The sequence below is a fragment of the Flavobacterium sp. AED genome, assembly GCF_000812945.1.
Lineage (GTDB): Bacteria > Bacteroidota > Bacteroidia > Flavobacteriales > Flavobacteriaceae > Flavobacterium.
In genome coordinates this window covers 435,587-459,917 of record NZ_JSYM01000003.1, presented here as the reverse complement: position 1 = coordinate 459,917, position 24,331 = coordinate 435,587, and the positions used below count along the sequence as shown (strand labels likewise).

The 24,331-nt window shown below is 32.8% G+C and carries 14 protein-coding genes; 7 read left to right on the top strand and 7 right to left on the bottom strand.

Annotated elements, in window-relative coordinates; translation table 11 throughout:
* The 3 genes from OA85_RS13580 to OA85_RS13570 form a co-directional block, all read left to right on the top strand.
* On the top strand, positions 1-1,352 hold a 1,352-nt coding region (locus tag OA85_RS13580; RefSeq protein ID WP_039110293.1), incomplete at its 5' end, for a gliding motility-associated C-terminal domain-containing protein.
* Positions 1,353-1,414: 62 nt separating this feature from the next.
* A complete protein-coding gene (locus OA85_RS13575) occupies positions 1,415-2,332 on the top strand; it encodes a type IX secretion system membrane protein PorP/SprF (RefSeq protein WP_039110292.1) in 918 nt (305 codons plus the stop codon).
* A 17-nt stretch (positions 2,333-2,349) separates the two neighbouring features.
* A complete protein-coding gene (locus tag OA85_RS13570) occupies positions 2,350-4,218 on the top strand; it encodes an OmpA family protein (RefSeq protein WP_039110291.1) in 1,869 nt (622 codons plus the stop codon).
* Between the two features lie 89 nt (positions 4,219-4,307).
* Here the strand turns inward: OA85_RS13570 and OA85_RS13565 are convergent, their stop codons facing one another.
* Positions 4,308-4,889, bottom strand: a complete 582-nt coding sequence (locus tag OA85_RS13565; RefSeq protein WP_039110290.1) for a tRNA-(ms[2]io[6]A)-hydroxylase — start codon at positions 4,887-4,889, stop codon at positions 4,308-4,310.
* 110 nt (positions 4,890-4,999) lie between these two features.
* Here OA85_RS13565 and OA85_RS13560 point away from each other — a divergent pair, with 110 nt between their 5' ends.
* Positions 5,000-6,241: a glycosyltransferase gene (locus tag OA85_RS13560; protein WP_039110289.1), complete on the top strand. Its 1,242-nt coding sequence runs from the start codon at positions 5,000-5,002 to the stop codon at positions 6,239-6,241.
* A 55-nt stretch (positions 6,242-6,296) separates the two neighbouring features.
* Here the strand turns inward: OA85_RS13560 and OA85_RS13555 are convergent, their stop codons facing one another.
* The 5 genes from OA85_RS13555 to porU all read right to left on the bottom strand — a co-directional run bounded on the left by OA85_RS13555 (position 6,297) and on the right by porU (position 14,683).
* On the bottom strand, positions 6,297-7,934 hold the full coding sequence (locus tag OA85_RS13555) for a pyruvate dehydrogenase complex dihydrolipoamide acetyltransferase (RefSeq protein ID WP_039110288.1): 1,638 nt from the start codon (positions 7,932-7,934) through the stop codon (positions 6,297-6,299).
* A gap of 7 nt (positions 7,935-7,941) precedes the next feature.
* Positions 7,942-8,940: a pyruvate dehydrogenase (acetyl-transferring) E1 component subunit alpha gene (pdhA, locus tag OA85_RS13550; RefSeq protein WP_039110287.1), complete on the bottom strand. Its 999-nt coding sequence runs from the start codon at positions 8,938-8,940 to the stop codon at positions 7,942-7,944.
* 144 nt (positions 8,941-9,084) lie between these two features.
* On the bottom strand, positions 9,085-9,567 hold the full coding sequence (cdd, locus tag OA85_RS13545; protein WP_039110286.1) for a cytidine deaminase: 483 nt from the start codon (positions 9,565-9,567) through the stop codon (positions 9,085-9,087).
* A gap of 77 nt (positions 9,568-9,644) precedes the next feature.
* Entirely contained in the window at positions 9,645-10,814 is a 1,170-nt protein-coding gene (gene porV / locus OA85_RS13540; protein ID WP_039110285.1) for a type IX secretion system outer membrane channel protein PorV, read from the bottom strand.
* A 38-nt stretch (positions 10,815-10,852) separates the two neighbouring features.
* Positions 10,853-14,683, bottom strand: a complete 3,831-nt coding sequence (gene porU, locus OA85_RS13535; RefSeq protein ID WP_039110284.1) for a type IX secretion system sortase PorU — start codon at positions 14,681-14,683, stop codon at positions 10,853-10,855.
* A 210-nt stretch (positions 14,684-14,893) separates the two neighbouring features.
* Between porU and gldJ the strand changes: the two genes are divergently transcribed.
* On the top strand, positions 14,894-16,579 hold the full coding sequence (gene gldJ, locus OA85_RS13530; RefSeq protein WP_039110283.1) for a gliding motility lipoprotein GldJ: 1,686 nt from the start codon (positions 14,894-14,896) through the stop codon (positions 16,577-16,579).
* A gap of 66 nt (positions 16,580-16,645) precedes the next feature.
* The gene (murF, locus tag OA85_RS13525; protein WP_039110282.1) at positions 16,646-17,929 is read left to right on the top strand and encodes a UDP-N-acetylmuramoyl-tripeptide--D-alanyl-D-alanine ligase; all 1,284 of its coding nucleotides are present in this window, start codon (positions 16,646-16,648) and stop codon (positions 17,927-17,929) included.
* A gap of 67 nt (positions 17,930-17,996) precedes the next feature.
* On the opposite strand, the gene OA85_RS13520 is transcribed toward murF, so the two are convergent.
* Entirely contained in the window at positions 17,997-20,861 is a 2,865-nt protein-coding gene (locus OA85_RS13520; protein WP_039110281.1) for a triple tyrosine motif-containing protein, read from the bottom strand.
* A 348-nt stretch (positions 20,862-21,209) separates the two neighbouring features.
* Here OA85_RS13520 and OA85_RS13515 point away from each other — a divergent pair, with 348 nt between their 5' ends.
* Positions 21,210-24,320, top strand: coding sequence for a TonB-dependent receptor (locus OA85_RS13515; protein WP_039110280.1), 3,111 nt, complete (start codon positions 21,210-21,212; stop codon positions 24,318-24,320).
* Positions 24,321-24,331: the final 11 nt, after the last annotated feature.

The window sequence follows — 24,331 nt, the reverse complement described above, 5'->3', positions numbered from 1 at the left end:
CAGGATTGGCACCTGCAGATTATACATTGTATGTAAGAAACCTTGCTGACAATACATGTATCACCCCATCGGCTTCCGTAACAACAATTAATGCAATTCCAACTCCTCCAGTTGTACCAACAAGTACCAGTGTCGTACAACCAACTTGTGGAACTCCATCAGGAAGTATAGCGATAGCAACCCAATCTGGCGTTGAATATAGTTTGGATGGAATAACGTATCAGTCATCGAATACCTTTACAGGATTGGCACCTGCCGATTATACATTGTATGTAAGGAATCTTGCGGACAACTCATGTCTAAATTTATCAACCTCGCTAGTAACAATTAATCAAATACCAACTCCTCCAGTTGTACCAACAATGGTAAGTACGCTTCAACCAACATGTGCTGTACCCTCAGGGACTATAGTAGTGGCTGCACAATCTGGTGTCGAGTATAGTTTAGATGGAACTACGTATCAAACTTCAAGTATGTTTTCTGGATTAGCTCCAAATAATTATATCTTATATGCAAGAAATATTGCTGATAATACATGTTCTGTTCAAAGTACTTTAAGTGTAACAATCGATCCTCTTCCTCCATTACCGTTAACACCAACATTGGCACAAATTACACAGCCAACTTGTTTACAACCTATGGGTAGAATTCAGATTACTGCACAAGCGAATGTTCAATATAGTTTAGGAAATGGATATCAAGACGATCCAGAGTTTTTAAATTTAGCGCCTGGAAAATATACAATAAGTGTGCGATTTACAAATAGTATTGCTTGTATCAGTACAGGTTCTCAAATAACTATTAATCCTATTCCTCCACAAATTCAATTTCAAATTTCAGGAGAATGTGATTCTAAAGATTATGTTTTAACTGCAAGTCCAATTGCATCTTCGTATGATTCAAGCAATGTTGATTATCAATGGAAAGATAGTGCTGGAGCTCTTATTGGAACAAATTCTAATGTTTTAAATGTATCTGATGTGATTGCATCTACCACAGGTCAAGAGGTATTTCCTATTAAGTATAGTTTAACTGTAAAATCAATTGCAACTGGTTGTGAAACAACGGATAATGTTACAATTGAATCTATTTATTGTAACATCCAAAAAGGAATTTCTCCTGATGGTAATGGGTCAAATGACTATTTTGATTTAAGATTAATGGATGTAAAAAACTTAGAAATATTTGATAGATATGGTATTAAAGTTTACAATCAGACTAATTATACTGATCAATGGAAAGGCCAGTCTGACAAAGGAAATGAGCTTCCAAGCGCAACCTATTACTATGTGATACAATTCAATAATGGAGAAACAAAAACAGGTTGGATTTATTTAATCAGAGAAAAATAGTAATTAATAAATTTATAGGTTATGAAATTTTCATAGACTAATAAATCGAAAAATAAACAGATATGAACAAAATATTTTTGACGTCTCTTTTGGTTCTTATTACCTATATGGATGTAAAAGCACAACAAGATCCACATTATACCCAATATATGTATAATATGAATGTAATTAATCCAGCTTATGCAGGATCAAAAGAAAATATTTCTTTTGGTCTTTTGTACCGAAAACAATGGGTAAATATAGAAGATGCTCCAACGACCTTTAGCTTTTCGGGGCATACGCCCGTAGGAAAAAATGTCGGTTTAGGATTGTCGTTTATTTCTGATAAAATTGGTCCGGTTACGGAACAAAATGTATACGGCGATTTCTCTTATACGTTGAAATTAGGAGATGTACAACGATTAGCTTTTGGATTGAAAGCTGGTGCCTCTTTTCACAAAGTAGGACTTAGGGATATACAATCTAGTTTGCCAGATCCTTCTGAAGGTATTTTTGGAGAAGATATAAATGACGTGGCATTAAATTTAGGAACAGGTGTTTTTTATTACACGGATAAATATTATGTGTCATTATCGGTACCTAATGTTTTAAAGGCAGCGCATTTGGATTATAACGGGCGTGAATACGGTTCAGATGTATCGCACTATTTTTTAACAGCAGGATATGTGTTTGACCTTAATTATGAGTTGAAATTTAAGCCTTCTTTTATGTTGAAGTCAGCATTTAATGTAAAACCTTCTCTCGATCTTTCTGCCAATTTTTTGTACCAAGAAAAGTTTGAAATAGGTGCTACATATAGATTAGAAGATAGTTTTGGAGCAATGATTAATTTTGCAATAACACCGGAATTAAGAATAGGTTATGCATACGATCATGTTATTTCGGATTTAAAAGTTACTGCGCCGTCTTCTCATGAATTCATATTATTATATGATTTGTTTGTTTCGAAAAAAGTTTCACGTTCTCCAAGATTTTTCTAATATTAAATTTATAATTAATGAAAAAATATACCCTATTGTTCTTTTTTGTGCTCAATGTAATTTCGCTTACCGCACAAAATAAAGATACTAAGAATGCAGATGAGTTATTTGACAGATATGAATATGTTCAAGCGGTTAAAGAATATTTAGCTTTAGTCGAAAAAGGGAAAGCAGATGTATATGTGTATAAGCAACTCGGAGATAGTTATTATAACATGTATAATTTTGTTGAAGCTGAAAAATGGTATAAGCAAGCTGTAAAGACTAAACAGGATGCAGAAACATATTATAAATATGCTCAGGTGTTAAAATCTAACGGTAAATATGCAGAATCTGATGCTCAAATGAAAGTATTTGCAGGTATGTTACCTAATGATGAAAGAACCAAGGTATTCAATGAAAACCCAAATTATCTCTCTAAACTTGAACAGAAAGAAAAATTATTTATATTGGAGAAAATAAATATTAATTCTGAAAAATCTGATTTTGGAGCTATACTTTATAATAATGTACTCTATTTTGCAAGTGCAAGAAATGAAAACGGAAAAATCTATGGATGGAATAACGAACCCTATTTAGATCTATATCAATCAAATTATAAAGAAGAAAACGCGACTTATTCAGAGCCTACGCTAATTTCAGAATTAAACACAGTTTATCATGAAGGTCCTTTGACGATGACAAAAGATGGTAATACAATTTATTTTTCTAGTGAAAGTTTTAAAGACAAGCTATTTGAAAAAGATAAAGCAAAGAAAATAAAATACGGACAGGTAAGTTTGTATAAAGCTGTTAAAGAAAATGATAAATGGACTGCAATTACAGCGCTTCCATTTAATAGTAAAAGTTATTCTACCGGAAATCCATCTATTGACAAAGAAGGGAATTTTCTTTATTTCGCTTCAAATATGCCAGGATCAATTGGTGGAACTGATATCTGGAAAGTAGCAATAAATTCAGATGGGAGCTTTGGCTCACCTGAAAATTTAGGAAATAAAATAAATACGGTAGGGGATGAAAACTTTCCTTTTGTTACGGACGATTCTGTTTTGTATTTTTCTTCGAATGGTCTAACAGGTTTTGGAGGTTTAGATGTTTTTGCTGTAGACTTAAATAAAAATGGGATTCCAAATAATGTTGGAAATCCTGTAAATACAGAAAAAGATGATTTTGCATTTACATTTAACAAAGAAAAAAATATTGGATATTTGTCCAGTAATCGATCTGGTGTAGATCATATTTATAGTGCAGTACCAGTTTGTAAAGGACAAATTTTAGCGATAGTAAAAAACGCAAAAAATAATGCTGTTTTGGCTGATTCCAGAGTAATTATTTTAGATGAAAATAATACTATTTTAGATACTAAAATATCTAATGAAAAAGGGGAAGTGTCATATGAAGTTGATTGCCAAAAGCCATATTTATTAGAAGTGCACAAAGATGGATTTATTACTAAATCATTTCCGGTTTCTAAAATTGAAAAAGGGACTGTGAGTATTGATGCTGCTATAGATCCAATTGAGGTTACAGTAACTGAAAAAGAAATTATATTGAATCCTATATATTTCGAATACAATAAAAGCAATATAACTAAACAAGGAGCTAAGGAACTCGATAAATTAGTTTATGTAATGTCACAAAATGATAAGTTGGTTATTTATGTTAAGTCTCATACAGATTCAAGAGGTAGTGATGAATATAATTTAAATCTTTCGGATAGAAGAGCTAACGCTACTATACAATATATCATTTCAAAAGGAATTAGTGCTGATAAGATATCAGGAAAAGGCTTTGGTGAATCAGAACCAAAAGTAGCTTGTGGAGATAATTGTACTGATGATGAGCATGCCTTAAACAGACGTTCAGAGTTTATGATTATTAAATAAAATTCAATCGGAATTATAACAAAAGAGGATGTTCAATTGAGCATCCTCTTTTTGTTTATTGTAAAAATCACTTAAATTTTTATAGTTTATTAACCATGAATGGTTTCATTTTTACCATAATTAGTAATGATGGAAGTTTCAAATTCAATCCATGCAGCCCATCGTTTGTCTACGTCAACATTATCAGCATATTTTCGTGCAAATCCCAAGAAAGTGGTGTAATGTCCAGCTTCTGAAATCATAAGATCGCGATAAAAAGTAGCTAATTCTGGGTCTTTTATGTTTTCGGATAGGACTTTAAAACGCTCGCAACTTCTGGCTTCAATCATGGCAGAAAATAACAATCGATCACATAAAGCATCTTTTCGGCTACCATCTTTTTTCATAAATTTGAAAAGTTCATTTACATAATGGTCTTTACGCTCTCGTCCTAAAGTTAGACCTTTACTTTTTATTAGGTTATGAACCAATTGGAGGTGGTCTAATTCTTCTTTTGCTATAATCAACATTTCGGTTACTAATTCCTCTAATTCAGAATTGTAAGTAACTAAACTTATCGCATTTGAGGCTGCTTTTTGTTCGCACCAAGCATGATCGGTTAAGATTTCTTCTATATTTGATTCAACTATATTTACCCAACGTGGGTCTGTGGCTAATTTTAATCCTAACATCTTATTGGAATTTATTTAATGCAAAATTAGTCTTTTCTTACTGATTTTTCTTTGAAATGATATAATTGCCATCTAAATAGCATTATTTTGCAGTTGAAATTATAATAATTATGAATCAGGTTCAAAAGCTTTTAGTTATTGGTTTTGTTTGGCCAGAGCCCAATTCATCGGCAGCGGGGGGAAGGATGATGCAATTGATTTCGCTTTTTAAAGCGCAAGGATTTAGCATAACGTTTGCAAGTCCAGCACAGAATAGTGAATTTATGGTCGATTTAGAAGAACATGAAGTTGATAAAAAATCAATTGAGTTAAATAATTCTAGTTTTGATGATTTTGTAAAAGAACTGAATCCGACTGTAGTTTTGTTTGATCGTTTTATGATGGAAGAACAATTTGGTTGGCGCGTTGCCGAAAATTGTCCTAATGCATTGCGATTGTTAGATACTGAAGATTTACACTGTTTACGCTTAGCACGACAAAAGGCATTTAAGGAAAATCGATTATTTAGTGTGACTGATTTGTTTCTTGAAGATGTTGCTAAACGAGAAATTGCCAGCATTTTACGTTGTGATCTGTCTTTGATGATTTCTGAATTTGAAATGGAATTATTAAAATCCGTTTTTAAAATTGATAAAACGTTGTTGTATTATTTACCCTTTTTATTGGAACCAATCGAGATTGCTCAGCTTCAAGAATTACCTTTATTTGAAAATCGAAAAAACTTTATTTTTATTGGAAATTTTCTTCATGAACCCAATTGGAATGCAGTTCAGTACTTAAAAGAAACAATTTGGCCTTTAATTAGAAAAGAATTACCACAAGCTGTTTTGCATATTTATGGAGCGTATCCTTCGCAAAAAGTACTGCAATTGCATAATAATAAAGAAGGTTTTTTAATTATGGGTCGTGCGAATGATGCCCAAGAAGTAGTTTGCAATGCTCGAGTTGTTTTGGCGCCTTTGCGTTTTGGCGCAGGTATAAAAGGGAAATTATTGGAAGCAATGCTATGTGGTACACCAAGTGTTACTACAACTATTGGAGGTGAATCAATGTTTGGCGATTTACCTTGGAATGGCTTTATTGTTGATGAACCTAGTATTTTTGCAGATAGGGCCGTTCAATTGTATCAAGATGAAATTATTTGGCAACAAGCACAACATAGTGGAATAAAAATTATAAATAAACGGTACCAGAAAAAAATATTCGAGGATGATTTTTCAAAAGTAGTTGAGTTGTTACAATCCGATTTACAAAAACACCGTTTGACTAACTTTATGGGAGCTATGTTGCAACATCATACGTTGAACAGTACAAAGTATATGTCCCGTTGGATAGAAGCAAAGAATAAATAAAAAATCCCGTCAAGTTTTAAAACAAGACGGGATTTGTATTTTAAAGACCAAGTTATTACGCAAGCATCGTAACTGGGTTTTCTATGAATTGTTTCAATGTTTGTAAAAATTGTGCTCCTGTAGCGCCATCAATTGTTCTGTGATCACAAGCTAAAGAGAGCATCATTGTATTTCCTACTACAATTTGTCCATTTTTCACTACCGGTTTTTCTACAATAGCTCCTACTGAAAGGATTGCAGAGTTCGGTTGGTTGATGATAGAATTGAATTCAGTGATACCAAACATTCCAAGATTAGAAACAGTAAAAGTACTTCCTTCCATTTCAGTAGGTAATAATTTTTTGTTTTTAGCTCTTCCTGCAAGATCTCTTACATTTCCACCAATTTGAGATAAACTCATAGCATCAGTAAATCGTAATACAGGAACTACAAGTCCGTCTTCAACAGCTACGGCAACTCCAATATTCACGTGATGGTTGATGATGATAGCATCTTCTCTCCACTGTGAGTTTATTTTTGGATGTTTTTTCAAAGCTAATGCACAAGCTTTTATCACCATGTCGTTAAAAGATACTTTTGTATCTGGAACACTGTTAATGATAGCTCTTGATTTCATTGCATCATCCATAGTTACTTCTATTACTAAGTTGTAATGTGGAGCTGTAAATAAAGATTCTGCTAAACGTTTAGCAATAATTTTTCGCATTTGCGAATTCTTGATTTCTTCTGTGAAAACTTCTCCTGCAGGAACAAATGGTTTTGCTGCAGCAACAGTTTCTGTTTTGGCTGGTGCAGCAGTTGCTGGCGTAGAAGCAGTTTGTGGTGTGAAGTTTTCGATATCGCTTTTTACGATACGTCCGTTTTCACCTGAACCCTTCACTTGAGTCAGTTGGATTCCTTTATCACTTGCAATTTTCTTTGCTAATGGTGACGCTAAAATTCGTTGTGCATCAGTTGATGCTTCTTGTACAATTGATTCTGCTTTTTCAGCTGTTGCTGATTTTGCTTCTTCAGTTGCAACAGGAGCTTGTGGAGCTCCTCCTGTTTTATAATTTTCAGCAATACCGCTAATGTTAGTTCCTTCAGGTCCAATGATGGCTAAAAGACTATCAACAGGTGCCGTATTTCCTTCTTCAATTCCTATGTATAATAGAGTTCCTTCGTTGAAAGATTCAAATTCCATTGTTGCTTTATCGGTTTCAATTTCAGCAAGAATATCACCTTCGGTAATTTTATCACCTACTTTTTTCAACCAAGTAGCTACTGTACCTTCTGTCATGGTATCGCTCAATCGAGGCATCGTAACGACGATTACTCCTTTTGGTAAAGAAGCTGCAGAAGCAGTTGTTTCTTCTTTTTTAACTTCTGGAGCTGCTGCAGTTTCAGCAACGGCAGGTTTAGCTTCTTCAGTTGTGGGAGTTGTTTTTCCAGCTATTAAAGCTGAAACATCTTCACCTTCATTTCCTATTATTGCCAATAGAGAGTCTACTGGTGCAGTTTCTCCTTCTGGAATACCAATATATAAAAGAGTTCCTTCATTGAAAGACTCAAATTCCATTGTTGCTTTGTCAGTTTCAATTTCTGCAAGGATATCACCTTCGCTGATTTTGTCTCCTACTTTTTTTAGCCAAGTCGCTACCGTTCCTTCCGTCATAGTATCGCTCAAACGAGGCATTGTTATTATTGTTGCCATAATTGATTTATAGTTTATGAGGTAAAAATGGATAGTTTTCTTGATCGTATACTACGTCGTATAATTGTTGGATTTCAGGATAAGGGGATTCTTCAGCGAATTTTACGCATTCTTCCACTAAATCTTTTACTCTTTGATCAATTACTTCAATCTCTTCCTCAGTAGCATATTTTTGATCTTTAATTACATCTAAAACTTGTGTAATTGGATCTATTTTTTTGTATTCTTCTACTTCTTCTTTCGAACGGTATAATTGTGCATCAGACATGGAGTGTCCTCTGTAACGGTATGTTTTCATTTCAAGAAAAGTTGGTCCATCACCACGACGTGCTCTATCAATAGCTTCTGTCATTGCTTCAGCAACTTTTACCGGATTCATTCCATCAACTGGTCCACAAGGCATTTCGTATCCTAAGCCTAGTTTCCAGATATCTGTATGGTTTGCAGTTCTTTCTACAGAAGTTCCCATAGCGTAACCGTTGTTTTCAACGATAAAGACTACTGGAAGTTTCCACAACATAGCCATGTTGAAAGCTTCGTGTAAAGAACCTTGACGAGCAGCTCCATCACCAAAATAGGTCATAGTAACGCCACCTGTTTCAAAATATTTATCTGCAAAAGCCAATCCAGCTCCTACAGGTATTTGTCCACCTACAATTCCGTGACCACCATAAAAACGGTGTTCTTTTGAGAAAATGTGCATAGATCCACCCATTCCTTTAGATGTTCCTGTAACTTTTCCCATTAGTTCAGCCATTACGCGTCTTGGGTCAACACCCATTCCTATTGGTTGAACGTGATTTCTATAAGCGGTAATCATTTTGTCTTTTGTCAAGTCCATGGCGTGCAATGCACCTGCCAGAACGGCTTCTTGACCATTATATAAGTGTAGAAATCCTCTAACTTTTTGTTGTATGTATAATGCTGCAAGTTTGTCCTCAAACTTTCTCCAAAGCAGCATGTCTTCATACCACTTTAAATAAACTTCTTTTGTAACTTCTTTCATCTGAATTAATTCTTTTGCTAAAGTGTTATTGTATTATCAATTGGTACCATAACGCAAAATAGTTTCCTCCCACAAATTTGCGAATCGCAAAAATAAGACATTCCAACTAAGAAGTAAAATTTATACGCTAGTTTTTGGTCTTTTTTACAAGAACTTTTTGTCAAACATGAATGGGAGCAGGTTTTTTAGGGATGCAGATTTGTAAATAGCTCCTATTTCTCCCATGAAATAGATTTCTATAGGGGTATCTTGGTTTATTTCATATTCTGCAATTGATTGTCTACAGGAACCGCAAGGGGGAATGGGGACACTTGTTTTATTTGTGTCTGAAGCTGCTGTTATGGCCATTTTCAAAATTTTTGCGTCAGGATAAATTGCTCCTGCTTGAAAAATTGCCACACGTTCTGCACAAAGACCAGAAGGATAAGCTGCATTTTCTTGATTTGAACCGAGTACAATTTTTCCATTGTCTAAAAGAATAGCGGTGCCGACTCTGAATTTAGAATAAGGAGCGTATGCTTTCTTTCTGACAGCTATAGCTTGTTCCATTAAATTTATTATGTCATTTGGCAAGTCTTCAACGGAATCAAAGACATTGAATTGTGTAGTAATGGTAATTTCTTTCATTCTTTTTACAGGAAAAAAAATCCAAATTTCAACGATATGAAATTTGGATTTGTTGTTATAGTTAAAATTTACTTTATTTAATATTCGTCATACTTATCTCCAAAATTGAAAGTAAGTGAAAATCTAAGTGTGTTTTCCAAAGGGTTTTTTACTTTCGATGCGGAGAACAAATAAGAGACATCCACTTTTACAATTGTATATTTAAATCCTGCTCCAAGAGAGAAAAATTGTCTCGCTCCTTTTTGTGGACTTTCGTGAAAATATCCCATTCGCATAGCAAATGAATCTTGGTATAAATATTCAGCACCTGCAGCATAAGTGAATTCTTTTAATTCTTCTTTAAATCCGTCTGGAGCATCACCAAATGATTTAAATACGCCAGATACCCAACTAATAGAACGATAATCCTGTTGGTTTTGTGCTCTTTCTTCGCTAGTCACTGTTCCGTCTCCATTTAAATCTGGGTTTTGTGGAGTGGGTACTAATAATTTATTGAATTCTAGATTTAAAGCTACTTTATTATAATCATCTAATATGAAATCAAAACCAGTTCCTATTTTTAAATTTGCGGGTAGAAAATTAGTGCTAAATTCATCATTGTCATAACTTATTTTTGGGCCTAAATTTTGAATGTTAAATCCTGCTCTCCATCTTCCGTTAAAGTCAGTATAAGCTATTTCTTCTGATTGATAGAATCCTGCCACATCAACTGCAAATGAACTCGCTGGTGTAGCATCACCATTGTCAGATGCCACTTTTAGACTGGAATGAATATAGCGTCCGGCAACAGCCATAGAGAAACGTTCACTTAGCTTTAAAGAATAAGAGCCGTCAAGAGCAAATTCGTTTGGAGAAACTATCCTTGGAACTTCATCTGGATTACCAGTTTCACGAAGTTCAATGTTACCTAAACCAAAGTATCTAAAGCTTCCTGCAAATGCGCTTCGCTCGTTCAGTTTGTTATAATAAGTTAATTGCCCCAATGAAATATCGTTTACTAAATCAGTAAGATATGGGGTGTAACTCACGGAGAAGCCTTGCTTGTCTATTGCAAAAGCATATTTTGCTGGATTCCATTGTTGTGAAAAAGCGTCTGCGGATGATGCAACACCTATATCAGCCATACCTGCAGCTCTTGCATCGGCAGATACTAATAAAAATGGAACTCCTGTTGTTATGACTCTATCTTGTGCTTTAGCTAATGAAACTATAAATAAAAAGATAAAGACTGACGTAATTTTTTTCATTATTGTAAGAATATGGGTTAAACAAATATAGTATTTTATTAAAGTATTACAAGTTTTTCAAACTTTTCAACCTTTTTATTCGTCAAGTTTGATTTTACCGTGAGTTTATAAATATAAACTCCTTTCCCAATTTTGCTGCCAAAATCATCTTTTCCATCCCAAGTGATTTCTTTTGATAAAAAACCTTCGGTTAAAACAACTTGGTTTTTAGTCCAAACCACTTTTCCTGTTATCGTCATAACTTGAACCTGGACTTCTAACGCTTCGTAAGGTCTGTTATGCGTAAACCAAAATTCGGTGTAATTAACAAATGGGTTGGGATAATTCAAGACATGAGTCAATGTTATCGTTTCATCACCAACTACTACAAACTGAATCTCAGTAATTATGGGGTTATTATACACATCCCATGCTTTGAAAGTTATAGTATGCAAGCCGACTGATAAATTACGTAGCGGAAACCGAAGTGTTCCACTAGTGTAATCATCTAATTTTGTTTGGTAATAATCATTTAAAATGTAAGGATTATTCACATCGCCATCTAATATTGCAACAATGTCATGACCAATTCCACTGGCTGTGTTTATACCATTTTCATCTTCAAGAAAAGCAAGTAGGAAAGGCGATTCATTAGTTGTGCCTCCTGAAACAAAAGTCTCATCATTCATATATAACTTCACTCTTGGACTAATATTGTCCGCAACTGCATTTTCATTAATTCCTCCCACTTTTATAGTGGCGTTATAGCCCGTTTCATTTTCTAATATTTGATTTTTTTTGGCGTAAAAACTGATTCTTCCGTTGGCTAATGGAATTCGGATATCCCTGGGAACAACAAAAGTAAATTCAAATTTACCATTAGTTACAGATGCATTTCCTCTGAAAATAGTTTCACCCAAAACATTGAAATTTATTGGGGTACTATTTCCATCATTATTAAGTGTTGTCCTTGGAATGATTTTGTCAAAAATGGTTGTGGAAACTTCCCCATTGTAGTTTGATAGTAAATTGTTGTTTTCATCCGTGATTTCTCCGGTCAATTTAATTTTGGCTAATGATTTGAAATCATCAACAGGTTGTGAAATGGAAACGTCATTTACTTTAGTAAGACTTATTTTTGGTTTAGGGATCGCAAGCATTAATGCAGGATCGCCAATATAAAAAACTACATTAGTTGCTGAATTTGGGTTGCTGTTTTTGGAAAGTCGCAATGTTTCAGCAATAGAAGTATATTGGTTAGAGCCAAATGACAATAAATTCTCAGAAAGAATATCATTGAAATTTTCTGCGTTATATTGGCCTATAGCCCGTATGGTTGTAATCATTGCAATGGCACCGCCTTTAGGATTCCAGTAGGTATATTCACCCGCAGTTGGTCTGGAAGGATTGTCAAAACGAGAAAATTCACAAGTTATGGTTATGAATAAAGGATATTTGTATTGGTTACTTAAATTTTGTCCATCTGATTTTTCCCAAATGCGCTCACTTGATAAGCCATCTTCTCCGCCATGTCCTAAATAATTAAAGACTAATGCTCCTTTTTCGAAAGCATTAAAAAGATCTGTTCTTGCTTTTGGATATCTAAAACCTCCTGCGGAAGCTTCTTGAACATAGGAGTCCAATATTATTTTATTGACATTCAGAAATGGTTTTTCGATAGCAATGACATCGGCTAAATTATTTTGACGGGTTTGAAGACTTGCGTCCGAAGATTTATCTGCATCGTCTGAAATTAAAACAAAATTATTTCTCCAGCTTCCGTATGATTTTAAATCATAATATTCTATGACTTTATTTACCATTTCATCAGCTTGTGTAGCATCATTTACGAGCATTCTTCCAACTGCAATATCAATTCCTCCAAAATAGGAAACAATATTCCCTTCATTAGCATCCATCAATCCAAAAAAATCATCGGAAGCAAAGGAAGTTTCCCCCGAAGTATTGCTATTTAAGGAATGATAAATAGGAACTACATTGGTGTTGTTTGTAATTCGGTTTTTGAAATCATAGGAAGCGTCGCCAAAAAGGTTTACGTATTTTATTCTTTTATCAGCTGTCGATGCGTTTTCATAAATATATTTTACACAATTTCTTATGGCAGAGATATCCTGTTTTCCTGATGAAAATTCTTTATAAATGGATTCAAGGGTGATTACTTTTACATTTAAATTAGAATTAGTACGGTGGAAATTAGCTAATTTTTCAGCTTGTGTCGTTAGGGAATTTGGAGTTATAATTACATAATCAATATCTTGAAATTGGCCTTGATTATTTTTAAAAAGTGTTCCTTTTAAGTTTTGGTTGTTGATTTTTGTTTTACTGTCTTTTAAAGGAGTATAATAGTCTGAAGCATCAACTGCGATATATTTTCTGAGTTCACCCAAATTAGCTTTAAAAGTAAAGGAGCTTTGATTTGAATTTTCAATTTTGGTTACATTGAATAAATCAGTTACATCCCAAACTTGAGAAATGCCAGTTGCATTAGCAATGGAATAACTAACTACGCCAAGGCTTGAATTAGATAAGTCGTATTGAAAAGCAAACTGTTTTCCATAACCTTGAAGTTTTCTTTTGGCGATAAGCCGAATGTTATCTAAATATCCTTTTGAACCAGGGACACTATTATTATTATAAGTTAGCTTTATTTTTACATTTTCGGAACCATTAAAAGTAGTGTTTTTTGGTAAAAAACCTAAATTGAATTCGGTATCTGAATTGGTATTCAAAGATGCAAATGATATGTTTCCTATTTCTTGACCATTTGCTGCTACTTTGAATGAAGTAGGAGTAAAAGCAGCAGAAGCAGTTGTTGCCATAATTTTTATTGGCGTTGTTGAATCGTAGTTTGGAAAATTAAATTCAAATTCCTGTTCTTGATTGATGTCAAACGATTCTCCGAACCATTGACGTCCAAGATGTACAATATTTACAAGATCTAGTTCATGGTATTGATGGTCATCAAATGTGTCTAATATTAATGAGCTGTTTCCCGTAGGTTGGGTCATTTCAGGAATTCTTTTTCCATCGTCACCTTGAACTGTTACATAATAGTAGGATTTTGTATCATACAAGTTATTGAAGGTTTGACTTTCTTCATTCCAAGTGTCTAATCCTTCGGCATAAAATAAAATATAATCATCGTTATTGAAAACACCATCGCTTTCGCCAATAATTTGAATAGGATTTTCGGTTAAATCGGATGGGTAATAAGTACTGTTTGATAAAGGCAACATTTTACCTCCATTGCCATAAATTTTTATTTTTTTTGGGTCAATATTGTTTACGTCGAGTCCTAATTGTTGCAAAAAACTCTTGGGAATTTTATAAACACCAGATTTCTCTACGTAAAATTGATACCAATCTCCAGAAGCTAAAATAGAATTAGAAATGACACTCGTGCTTTTATTGGATTGTGAAATTCTGGAAGAACTGGTTTTAATACTGTAAGAAAATGATTTAATTCGTTTGTATCCAAAGTCATCTTTTACAATCGGAGATAAAGAAAGAAAGGCTTGTTTAATATCTCTTGAATTAGTATTTTTTAGTGCAGGATTTGGCGTTTTTGGAATGTTTTCCAAAGCCAATTCGCCAAGTTGTGAAGTTGGAATTGATTCGTATATTACATTTGTAATTTGGAGGTCATTTTCATCAAATGAAGCTGATTCTGATATTTTAAGGGTATAAATTATTGTTTTTTTTGAAAAATCAAAATAATAACTATTCCCACTAAATTGAGGGACAGTAACTTTGAAATCGCCAAAAAACATTTCCTTTTTTTCTAACCATTCGATGGTTACATCACCTTTAATTTGTGCAAAAGAAACGAAAGAAATTAGTGATAAATAAACCAGAATTATTTTTTTCATTGTTTTTTAAACGTGATATAAAGTGAATTGTTATTAATGAGTAAAAATAAATCATTTAGTGTTATTGTAAATAATAAATATTATAAATTTGCGTTTCTATTGTATAATTTTCTGATAAAATTTAGAGAATTAAATTTATTAAAAAAGGATGTTGTCAGTTAATGGTTAATTATTATATTGCGGCACCTAAATTATTACCGACTAAAGAGTATGAAAGTAAACAAAATTATGACCTTGCGATTGATGATATCAATGATTTTGATAGTAGGTTTGGCGAGTTGCAGTAAAAAATCCAGCTCAAAAAATGCATCAAGAGCTACAGGTTGGAATGTAGACAGTAAAAAAGGTTCTAGCAGTAAAAAGCAAGAAGCAGGACCAGGTTTGGTTTTTGTTGAAGGTGGTACATTTACAATGGGGAAAGTTGAAGATGATGTTATGCATGATTGGAACAATACTCCTACACAGCAACATGTGCAGTCTTTTTACATGGATGAAACTGAAGTTACAAACTTTATGTATTTGGAGTATTTAGATTGGTTGAAAAAAGTATTTCCTCCTACTGAAGAAAATTACAAAAATATATATGAAGGTGCTTCACCAGATACTTTAGTTTGGAGAAACAGATTGGGGTATAATGAAACAATGACCAATAACTATTTAAGACATCCTTCTTATGCAAATTATCCTGTTGTAGGAGTTAATTGGATTCAAGCAGTTGAGTTTAGTAAATGGAGAACGGATCGTGTGAATGAAGCAATTCTAGAAAAAAACGGTTACCTTAAGAAAAATGCAAAAACTAATGATGTAAGTGCAGAAAGTTCTTTTAGTACTGAAACTTATTTGAATAGTCCTACATTGACTTATGGAGGTAATGAAGAAATTGTTTTAAAAGGAAGAAAAGGCGCTAGAAAAGCACCAAAAGCTGGAAAAGATGGTAAGGTTACTGAAGAAAAAAACATATATGCACAACGTTCTTCTGGAATTATACTCCCAGAATACAGACTTCCTACTGAGGCAGAATGGGAATATGCAGCAGCAGCCGATGTTGGACAAAGAGAATACAATATTTACAAAGGTCAAAAGAAATATCCTTGGTCTGGTAGTTATACCCGTTCTGGAAAAAGACAAAGCAAAGGAGATCAATTGGCCAATTTCAAACAAGGTAATGGTGATTATGGAGGAATAGCAGGATGGTCTGATGATGGTGCTGATATTACTAACGCAGTAAAAAGTTATCCAGCGAATGATTTTGGTTTGTATGATATGGCTGGAAATGTTGCTGAATGGGTACAGGATGTTTATAGACCAATTATTGATAATGAATCGAATGATTTTAACTATTTTAGAGGAAATCAATACACTAAAAATAAAATTGGAGCTGATGGTAAAGTAGAAATTGTCACTAAAGAAACCATGCAGTATAAAACTTTAAGCAATGGTAAAAAAGTTGCGACTAGTTTTCCAGGTCAAATTGCTCAGGTTCCAGTTGATGAAAATGAAACCTATTTAAGAACAAATTTTGATAAAAGTGATAATATCAATTATAGAGATGGTGATAAGCAGTCTACTAGGTATTATAATTTTGGATCTTCTGAATCGGATAACGAAAAACAAAAAGAAGAAAAAATCATGTACAATTCTCCTAAACACAATGTCACTACGGACAGTTTAGGGAAAATGGTTAGAAAATATGATGTTTCCAGTAAAAGAACCACTTTGATAAATGATGATGTAAGAGTTTATAAAGGAGGATCTTGGAGAGATAGAGCATATTGGTTAGATCCAGCTCAAAGAAGATATTTTCCACAAGATATGGCAACTGATTATATTGGATTTAGATGTGCGATGTCAAGAGTTGGACCTAAAGCAGATAAGAAAAAATCAGCAAGAAATTAATTTTTTATATATAATAGTAATAAAAGCCCTTTGATTAGGGCTTTTATTTTTTTAAATCGTTTTTAAATGGATATTAATTACATTCATAGTTTGTTTTTAAAATGTAAATCGGTTTCAATAGATACGCGTAAAATTGAACCAAACTCATTATTTGTTGCCATAAAAGGAGATCGTTTTGATGCTAATACATTTGCTGCGGAAGCATTGGAAAAAGGCGCGTCTTATGTTATTATTGATAATAGCGAATACTTTATTGACGAAAGAACTATTTTGGTTGAAGATAGTTTAATGGCGCTGCAAGAATTAGCTAAGTTTCATAGAACTTATTTAAAATTACCTATAATTGCTCTTACAGGTAGTAATGGAAAGACAACAACAAAAGAGCTTATTAATGTTGTTCTTTCAAAAAAATACAAAACCAAGGCAACAATTGGAAATTTAAATAACCATATTGGAGTGCCATTGACTTTGCTTTCTTTTAATTCAGAAACTGAAATTGGAATTGTAGAAATGGGGGCAAATCATAAAAAAGAAATTCAATTTCTTTGTGAATTAGCAAAACCGGATTATGGCTATATAACTAATTTTGGTAAAGCCCATCTAGAAGGTTTTGGTGGGGTAGCAGGTGTTATTGAAGGGAAAAGTGAGATGTATCACTATCTTTTTGAGAACGATAAACTAGCTTTTATAAACTTAGAAGATCCGATTCAAGTTGAAAAAGCAAAAATATTGAAATCATTTTCTTTTGGCATAAATAAAGAAAATGCTAATGTGAATATAACGAGTGTAACAGCGAATCCATTTGTAGAAATAAATTATTCTAGTGGTACAATCGTTTCTCATTTAATTGGATTATACAATGCCAATAATATTAATGCGGCACTTACTATAGGAAAATATTTTGAAGTTGAGGATAACGCTATTAAAGAGGCTTTAGAGAGTTATATTCCTGAGAACAATAGATCACAGCTATTAACCAAAGGAACTAATCAAATTATTCTGGATGCCTATAATGCAAATCCGAGTAGTATGAGTGTTGCTATTGCCAATTTCATACAATTGGATAATCCAAATAAGATTATGATATTAGGTGATATGTTTGAGTTGGGGCAGGAAAGTCAACAAGAGCATAAAGCAATTGTAACAATGCTTTTGAATGAAAAAAATGTAACCAGTTACTTTATTGGCAAAGCATTTTATGACAATAGAATTGATAAAAACAATTTTCGTTTTTATGATACATTTGAGGCTTTAGCAAGTCATTTAAAAGAAATAAAAATTGAAAATAGTACTATTCTAATAAAAGGTTCTAGGGGAATGGCTTTAGAGCGAACTTTGGATTTTTTGTAACGGAAACTTCTATTTTTTAGAATTTAAAAGCCATCATTTTAATTTATGATGGCTTTTTTATTTCAATTTAAATGCTCATTAAAAATCCAATAAGATTTTCCTTTTTATTAAGGTCTAATTTTTTTCTTAATCGGTAACGTGCTAATTCAACACCTCCGTTTGAAATATTCATGATTTCGGCAATTTCCTTTGTTGACATGTTCATCAATAAATAGGTTGATAAATCTAATTCTCGTGGAGAAATTGTTGGATATTTTTCTTTCAATCTTTTTAGAAAATCAAAATGGACATTCTTAATGTGTTTTTCTAAATCTTTCCAGCTTTTGTCTGCATTTACTTCCTTTGTAATACTTCTGTTCAGTTTTGTAAATTGGAATTTGGTTGACTCATCAAAGGATTCTACATTAATATCTTTTAGTTTATAGATAATTCCATTCAGGATTTTATTTTTCTTTACAACTTGTAAAGAATTGTTTACAAGTTCCTTGTCTTTTGCTAAAATTTTAATTTGAAGTTTATCATTTTTTAATTTTTCAATTTCTTTTTCCAGCTCGTATTGTTCTTGCCTGATTTTTGATTCTTTTTCCAAATAGAGCCTTCTTTGCTCAATAGTTTCATAGTATTTGTTTTTTCGTATTTTGTTTTTTATTCGTTTTCTAATAAAATATACAGAAGCTATAACAAGTGAAATATAAAATAAATACGCTAAAAAATGTCTGTACCAAGGAGGAGAAATGCAGAAATTTAATGTGGTTTGTTCTGATTGTTTGCCATAATTAGTTCTGGCTTTTAACTTCATAGTGTAATCGCCTTCTCTTAGATTGGTGTATTCTTTAATGACATTTGTAGTCCAATTGCTCCATTGGTTATCAAAACCGTCCAGCTGATAAGAAAATTCAAGATTCTCAAGATTTTCATACGAAGGAGATGAAAAAGTGAATTTTACATGATTAGAAGCATATGGAATTTTATAATTATCCAATGCTTTTTGGCCATTTCCTAAAACTATGGTGTCTCCGGGGAACGAAAATCCTCTTATGTAGGCTTTTGGTTTTGCTTCGTAATTGGTTAATAAATCGGAGTCATAATGCGCTAATCCATCTGTTAAGCCAATGAATGTATCGTTAGGGCCAGTCGTATTTATGGATAGATTATTATATACTATATTACCGGTAAGTTTTGAAAAGGGAGATACAATATTTTTGGAATTACCCGTTTTGGTTTTCATTAAGACACCTAATGATTCATCAAAAATATACCAAATATTTCCATAATTATCTTGAGTTAAAGTGTTTATTTTTGGAAGATTAGCAAATAAATCACTCATTTTTTTATCTTCAAAAAATAAATTTTGTTCGTAGGAATAGTTATAAAAGTGATTGTTTGTTTGGAAATAGACCTTGTTTTCCAATTGTTGTATGTTTCCAATTCCTTTTATTGTTTTCGACAAATCTTGATATGTTTTTATAGATTCGAACCTTTTCAAGTCGTTACTTAATGTCATCCTATAAGCTAAGTTGTCTTTTTTTATCCAAATATTTTTTCCTTCCATTTCAAATGAGCCGGATGACTTAGAAAAACCTTCAATTCTATTTTTAAATTGCCAGCCATTTAGTGTTTTTTCAAATATTGAAAAGCCATTATAATTGGAGCCAATTATATAATTTGGATGATTGGGAATTTGCATAAATTTCCAATAACCTATGTTGTCCAATATTTTTATAGTTTTTGCCCCCGCAATCAATAGCGCTCCTGTGTTGTGTGAGCAAAACAATTGGTCGTCAATCACTTGTATGTTCCATGCTTGTCCAGTAGTTCCTTCTACTAGTTTAAAAGTATCTTCTTTGGTTGAATTATTCCAAGAATGATAAAAAACACCCTGATTCGTAGCTACGTAAAGATTTCCTTTATGTAATGCGGTACCATAAACAGTACTTAGATTATAACTAAATCCAAAATAAGTAAAAGGAGAATTTTCATTTACAAAAGAGATTCCGTTATCAAGGCCTAGCCAAAGATTATTTTTGCTGTCAACAAAAGAGGTGAGAATGGTATTGTTTTGTAATCCTTTTGTGCGGTTAATATGTTGAATAATTTTCCCATTTAAATCACATACAATAATTCCCTCTAAAACGGAATTGAGTACAATGAACTTATCTTTTATTGCTACACCACCAAGTGAACTATTTTTTCTAATGAAAACATTCGCCTCGGTATCCCAAGGAATCATTTTTTCATTGTCATATATATAAAGACCTTTATTTAAAGTGGCAATTAATAACTTGTTTTTAGGTAAAGGGAAAATACCCCAGATTTCTGTGTTATTTAAAATGGTGGAATTTTTCAGTTGAAATAGTTTTCCATTTTTGTACTCCAATATCCCCATTGAAATATCTTGTATATAAAGGTGGTTTTTTACTTGAAATGAGAATTGGAATCTTTTAGGGGCCTCGAGGATTTTAATTTTTTTGTTTTTAAAGATGTACGTTCTTTCAAATGATTGAAAAATAACTTCGTCATTATGAATGTGTATTTTCCAGATAAAGTCCATCAGTTTGAAATTGGATTTGTTTATCATTTTAGACAAAGAAAAATAAACCAATTTCCCTTTTGAATTAGATTTAAAATAGCCAAATTCACTATAACCTCCCACGAAAATTTTTCCAGAATTATCAATTTTTACACATCGTACAGCTGCAGAGTTTGGGATATTATATTTCCTCCATGATGAGCCGTCAAATTGAAAAAGACCGCTATTATTAGCAAAATATAAATTGCCGTTTTTATCTTGGTCAATATCCCAATTTTGAGTACCTCCTTTATAGTCAGATCTTTTATAATTTCTAATATCTGGTAGTCCTATGTTTTTGACCTGACTACAGAGTGTTGTTGTTATTAATAAAATTAGAAGATGGAATTTTGTAAATCTCATGATTAAATTCTAAATGTAATGAATTGATTATTATTTAAAAAGACTTTGGTTTCTACTCATGAACAATAAGAAGAAGTACTTGTTTTAGTTAGATTTTGATAAAAAAATGGAAGTATTTATATATTCTATAAATGTAGTGGTTTTTTTTTTAATTAACATTTGTGTAACACTATAAAATTAAATTTAAATAATTTATAATTAGATACTTATGTAAAATTTGATGTGTTTTTGTCAAGTATTAAAAATGACTTTGATGTGTTTTTGTAAGGAAAGATAAATGATAATATAGAAAAAATAAATATAATATTGCTGGAAATTACTAATTAATTAACCAAAATTTTTAGAAATATGAAATTTACAAAATTGTTTATTTTTTGTTTTTTATCTATTCTATTCTCAGTTTACGCACAAGCACAAGATGTTAATGTAAGCGGAAAAGTTTATGACGAAAACGGACTTCCCATCCCAGGAGTATCCATTTTAATTAAAGGAACTTCCAAAGCCACGGCTACGGATTTTGATGGAAATTATCAAATAAAGACCACTTCAAAAGGGACTTTAGTATTTAGTTATTTAGGGTATACTTCCGTTCAGGAACCTATTAACGGAAGAAATAAAATTGATGTTAAACTTAATCCTTCATCAGAATCCTTACAGGAAGTTGTTGTTGTAGGATATGGTACTCAAAAGAAAAGTGTTGTTACAGGTGCAATATCAAGTGTTAAGGCTAAAGATCTTGAGAAAGTTCCTAATGGGCGTATTGAACAAGCTTTGCAAGGTAGAGTTTCAGGAGTTACCATTGCTGCCAGTTCTGGTCAACCAGGTTCGTCATCTACAATTCGAATTAGAGGGGTGACTACTTTTGGTGAAGGAGGGAATGATCCTCTTTGGGTTGTTGATGGTGTTGTTGTTGATGCAGGTGGAATAGGATTTCTTAATCAATCTGATATTGAATCGATAGAAGTACTTAAAGATGCTGCTTCTGCTGCAATTTACGGAACGCGTGCTGCAACTGGAGTTATTTTGGTTACAACCAAAAAAGGAAAATCTGGAAAAATTACTGTAAACTACAATGGATTCTCTGGAGTTTCATCACCTGAAAAAACGTTGCATTTACTAAACGCAACTCAGTACGGTGCTTTATTAAATGAAAAATCAGTTGCTGCTGGAGGTCTCGTTATATTTCCTAATTTATCAACTTTAGGGGTTGGAACGGATTGGCAAAAAGCAATTTTTAATACAAATGCTTTTCGTTATTCCCATGAATTAAGTATCAGTGGTGGAAGCGATGTTTCTAATTTTTATGCTTCTTTTGGGCTTCAAGATCAGGAAGGAATTGTTTCTACTGAAATTTCGAATTATACCAAAAAGAATTTCCGCTTGAACTCGACTCATAAAATATCTAAAGTATTTACTTTCGGGCAGACTTTTGGATTTTCGAGACAAAAAACAGTCGGAATTGGGAATACAAATAGTGAATTTGGAGGACCATTGAGTTCTGCAATTAACTTGGATCCAACCACTCCAATTATTGAAACAGATCCTGTTAAAGCGAATGGTGCTCCATATAGCACAAATCCTGTTATTAGAGATGCCAACGGAAATCCTTATGGAATTTCAAGCTTAGTTGGTCAAGAAATGAGTAATCCTTTGGCTTATGCCAAAACTAGATTAGGGGGTTATGGTTTGTCTGATGATATCGTTGGAAATGCGTATTTGGAAGCTGCAATAACGAAACATATTAAAGTGAGATCAACTCTTGGAGGAAAATTATCTTCTTGGGGTGGACAAGGTTTTACACCTGTTTTTTATTTAAGTGCCACTTCAAGTGTGCTTAAAAACAGTTACAGTAAAAATGATAACAAAAGTTTTGCTTGGAATATTGAAAACATACTAACCTATACAAATCAATTCGGCAACCATAATTTAACGGTATTGTTGGGACAAGGTTCTTATGTGGACAATATCGGAGGAGGATCGGGTTCTACCATGTTTGGATTGCCAATTACAGATTATCGTGATGCCTCTTTTAACTTTGATATACCACAGTCAGACAGAAGTAGTTATACATTCGATTTGACAGAACATAAATTGACTTCTTTGTTCGCACGTGTGAATTATGATTATAAAGAAAAGTATTTGTTTACAGGGATTATTCGTCGTGATGGTTCAAGTCGTTTTGGAGCCAATAATAAATTTGGTGTATTTCCATCGTTTAATATAGGATGGGTACTAACCAAAGAAGATTTTTGGAAAGAAAACAATGTACTTAATACGTTGAAAATTAGAGGTGGATATGGAGTTGTAGGAAATGATGCAATTCCAAATTTCAGATATCTTTCCTTAGTCGAAGGAGGTTATAATTATTCTTTTGGAAATACAGGAGCAATAACTACTGGTTATGCTAACCTTACTCTTGATAATCCTGATTTGAGATGGGAGGAAACTTCTCAAACAAATATTGGTTTTGAATCAAGATTTTTCAATGATTTCAATCTTACGGTAGATTTATACAAGAAAACAACCAATGGAATTTTACGTCCGATTAACATACCTGGTTATGTTGGAGTTGGTGCAAATCCTACAGGAAACGTTGCTGACATGGATAATAAAGGTATTGAGATTGAATTAGGATATAAGAAGAAATTTGGGGAAGTAAATTTCTCCGTTAATGGAAATATTGCTTATTTGAAAAACACAGTTACTTATATTGCTGCGGATTCAAATTATATTACAGGGGATGCTTCTTTTCAATCTATGGGGGCAGTAACTAGAACACAGGTTGGGCAATCCTATAATTCATTCTACGGATTTAAAACTGCTGGAATTTTTCAAAATCAGGCTGAAATAGCTGCTTATACAAATACTTCAGGTGGTTTAATTCAACCAAATGCTCGTCCAGGAGATTTCCGTTGGGTTGATACAGATGGTAATGGTTCTATAGGTGATGATGATAAACAATTTTTGGGAAGTAATATTCCAAAATACACTTACGGATTGACTTTGAATTTAGATTATAAAAATTTCGACTTTATGGCCTTTACACAGGGTGCTGCAGGAAATAAAATTTTCCAAGGTTTGCGTAGATTGGATGTTGGTAACGCCAACTATCAAACTGTTGCATTAAGCAGATGGACTGGTGAAGGAACATCAAATGTGTATCCTAGACTTACAAATGATGATACAAATGGCAATTTTGGTAAAATGTCTGATTTCTATTTAGAAAAAGGAGATTATCTGAGATTAAAATTAGTTCAGTTAGGATATTCAATACCAAGTGATGTGATTAGTAAAATTGGAGCCAATAAATTGCGCTTGTATTTAACTGCTGAAAACCTATTTACATTAACCAAATATACGGGATATGATCCTGAAATTGGTGGAGGTGTATTTGGAATAGACAAAGGAATCTATCCACAAGCAAGAACATTTATGTTTGGAGCCAATTTACAATTTTAATAAAATCAAGA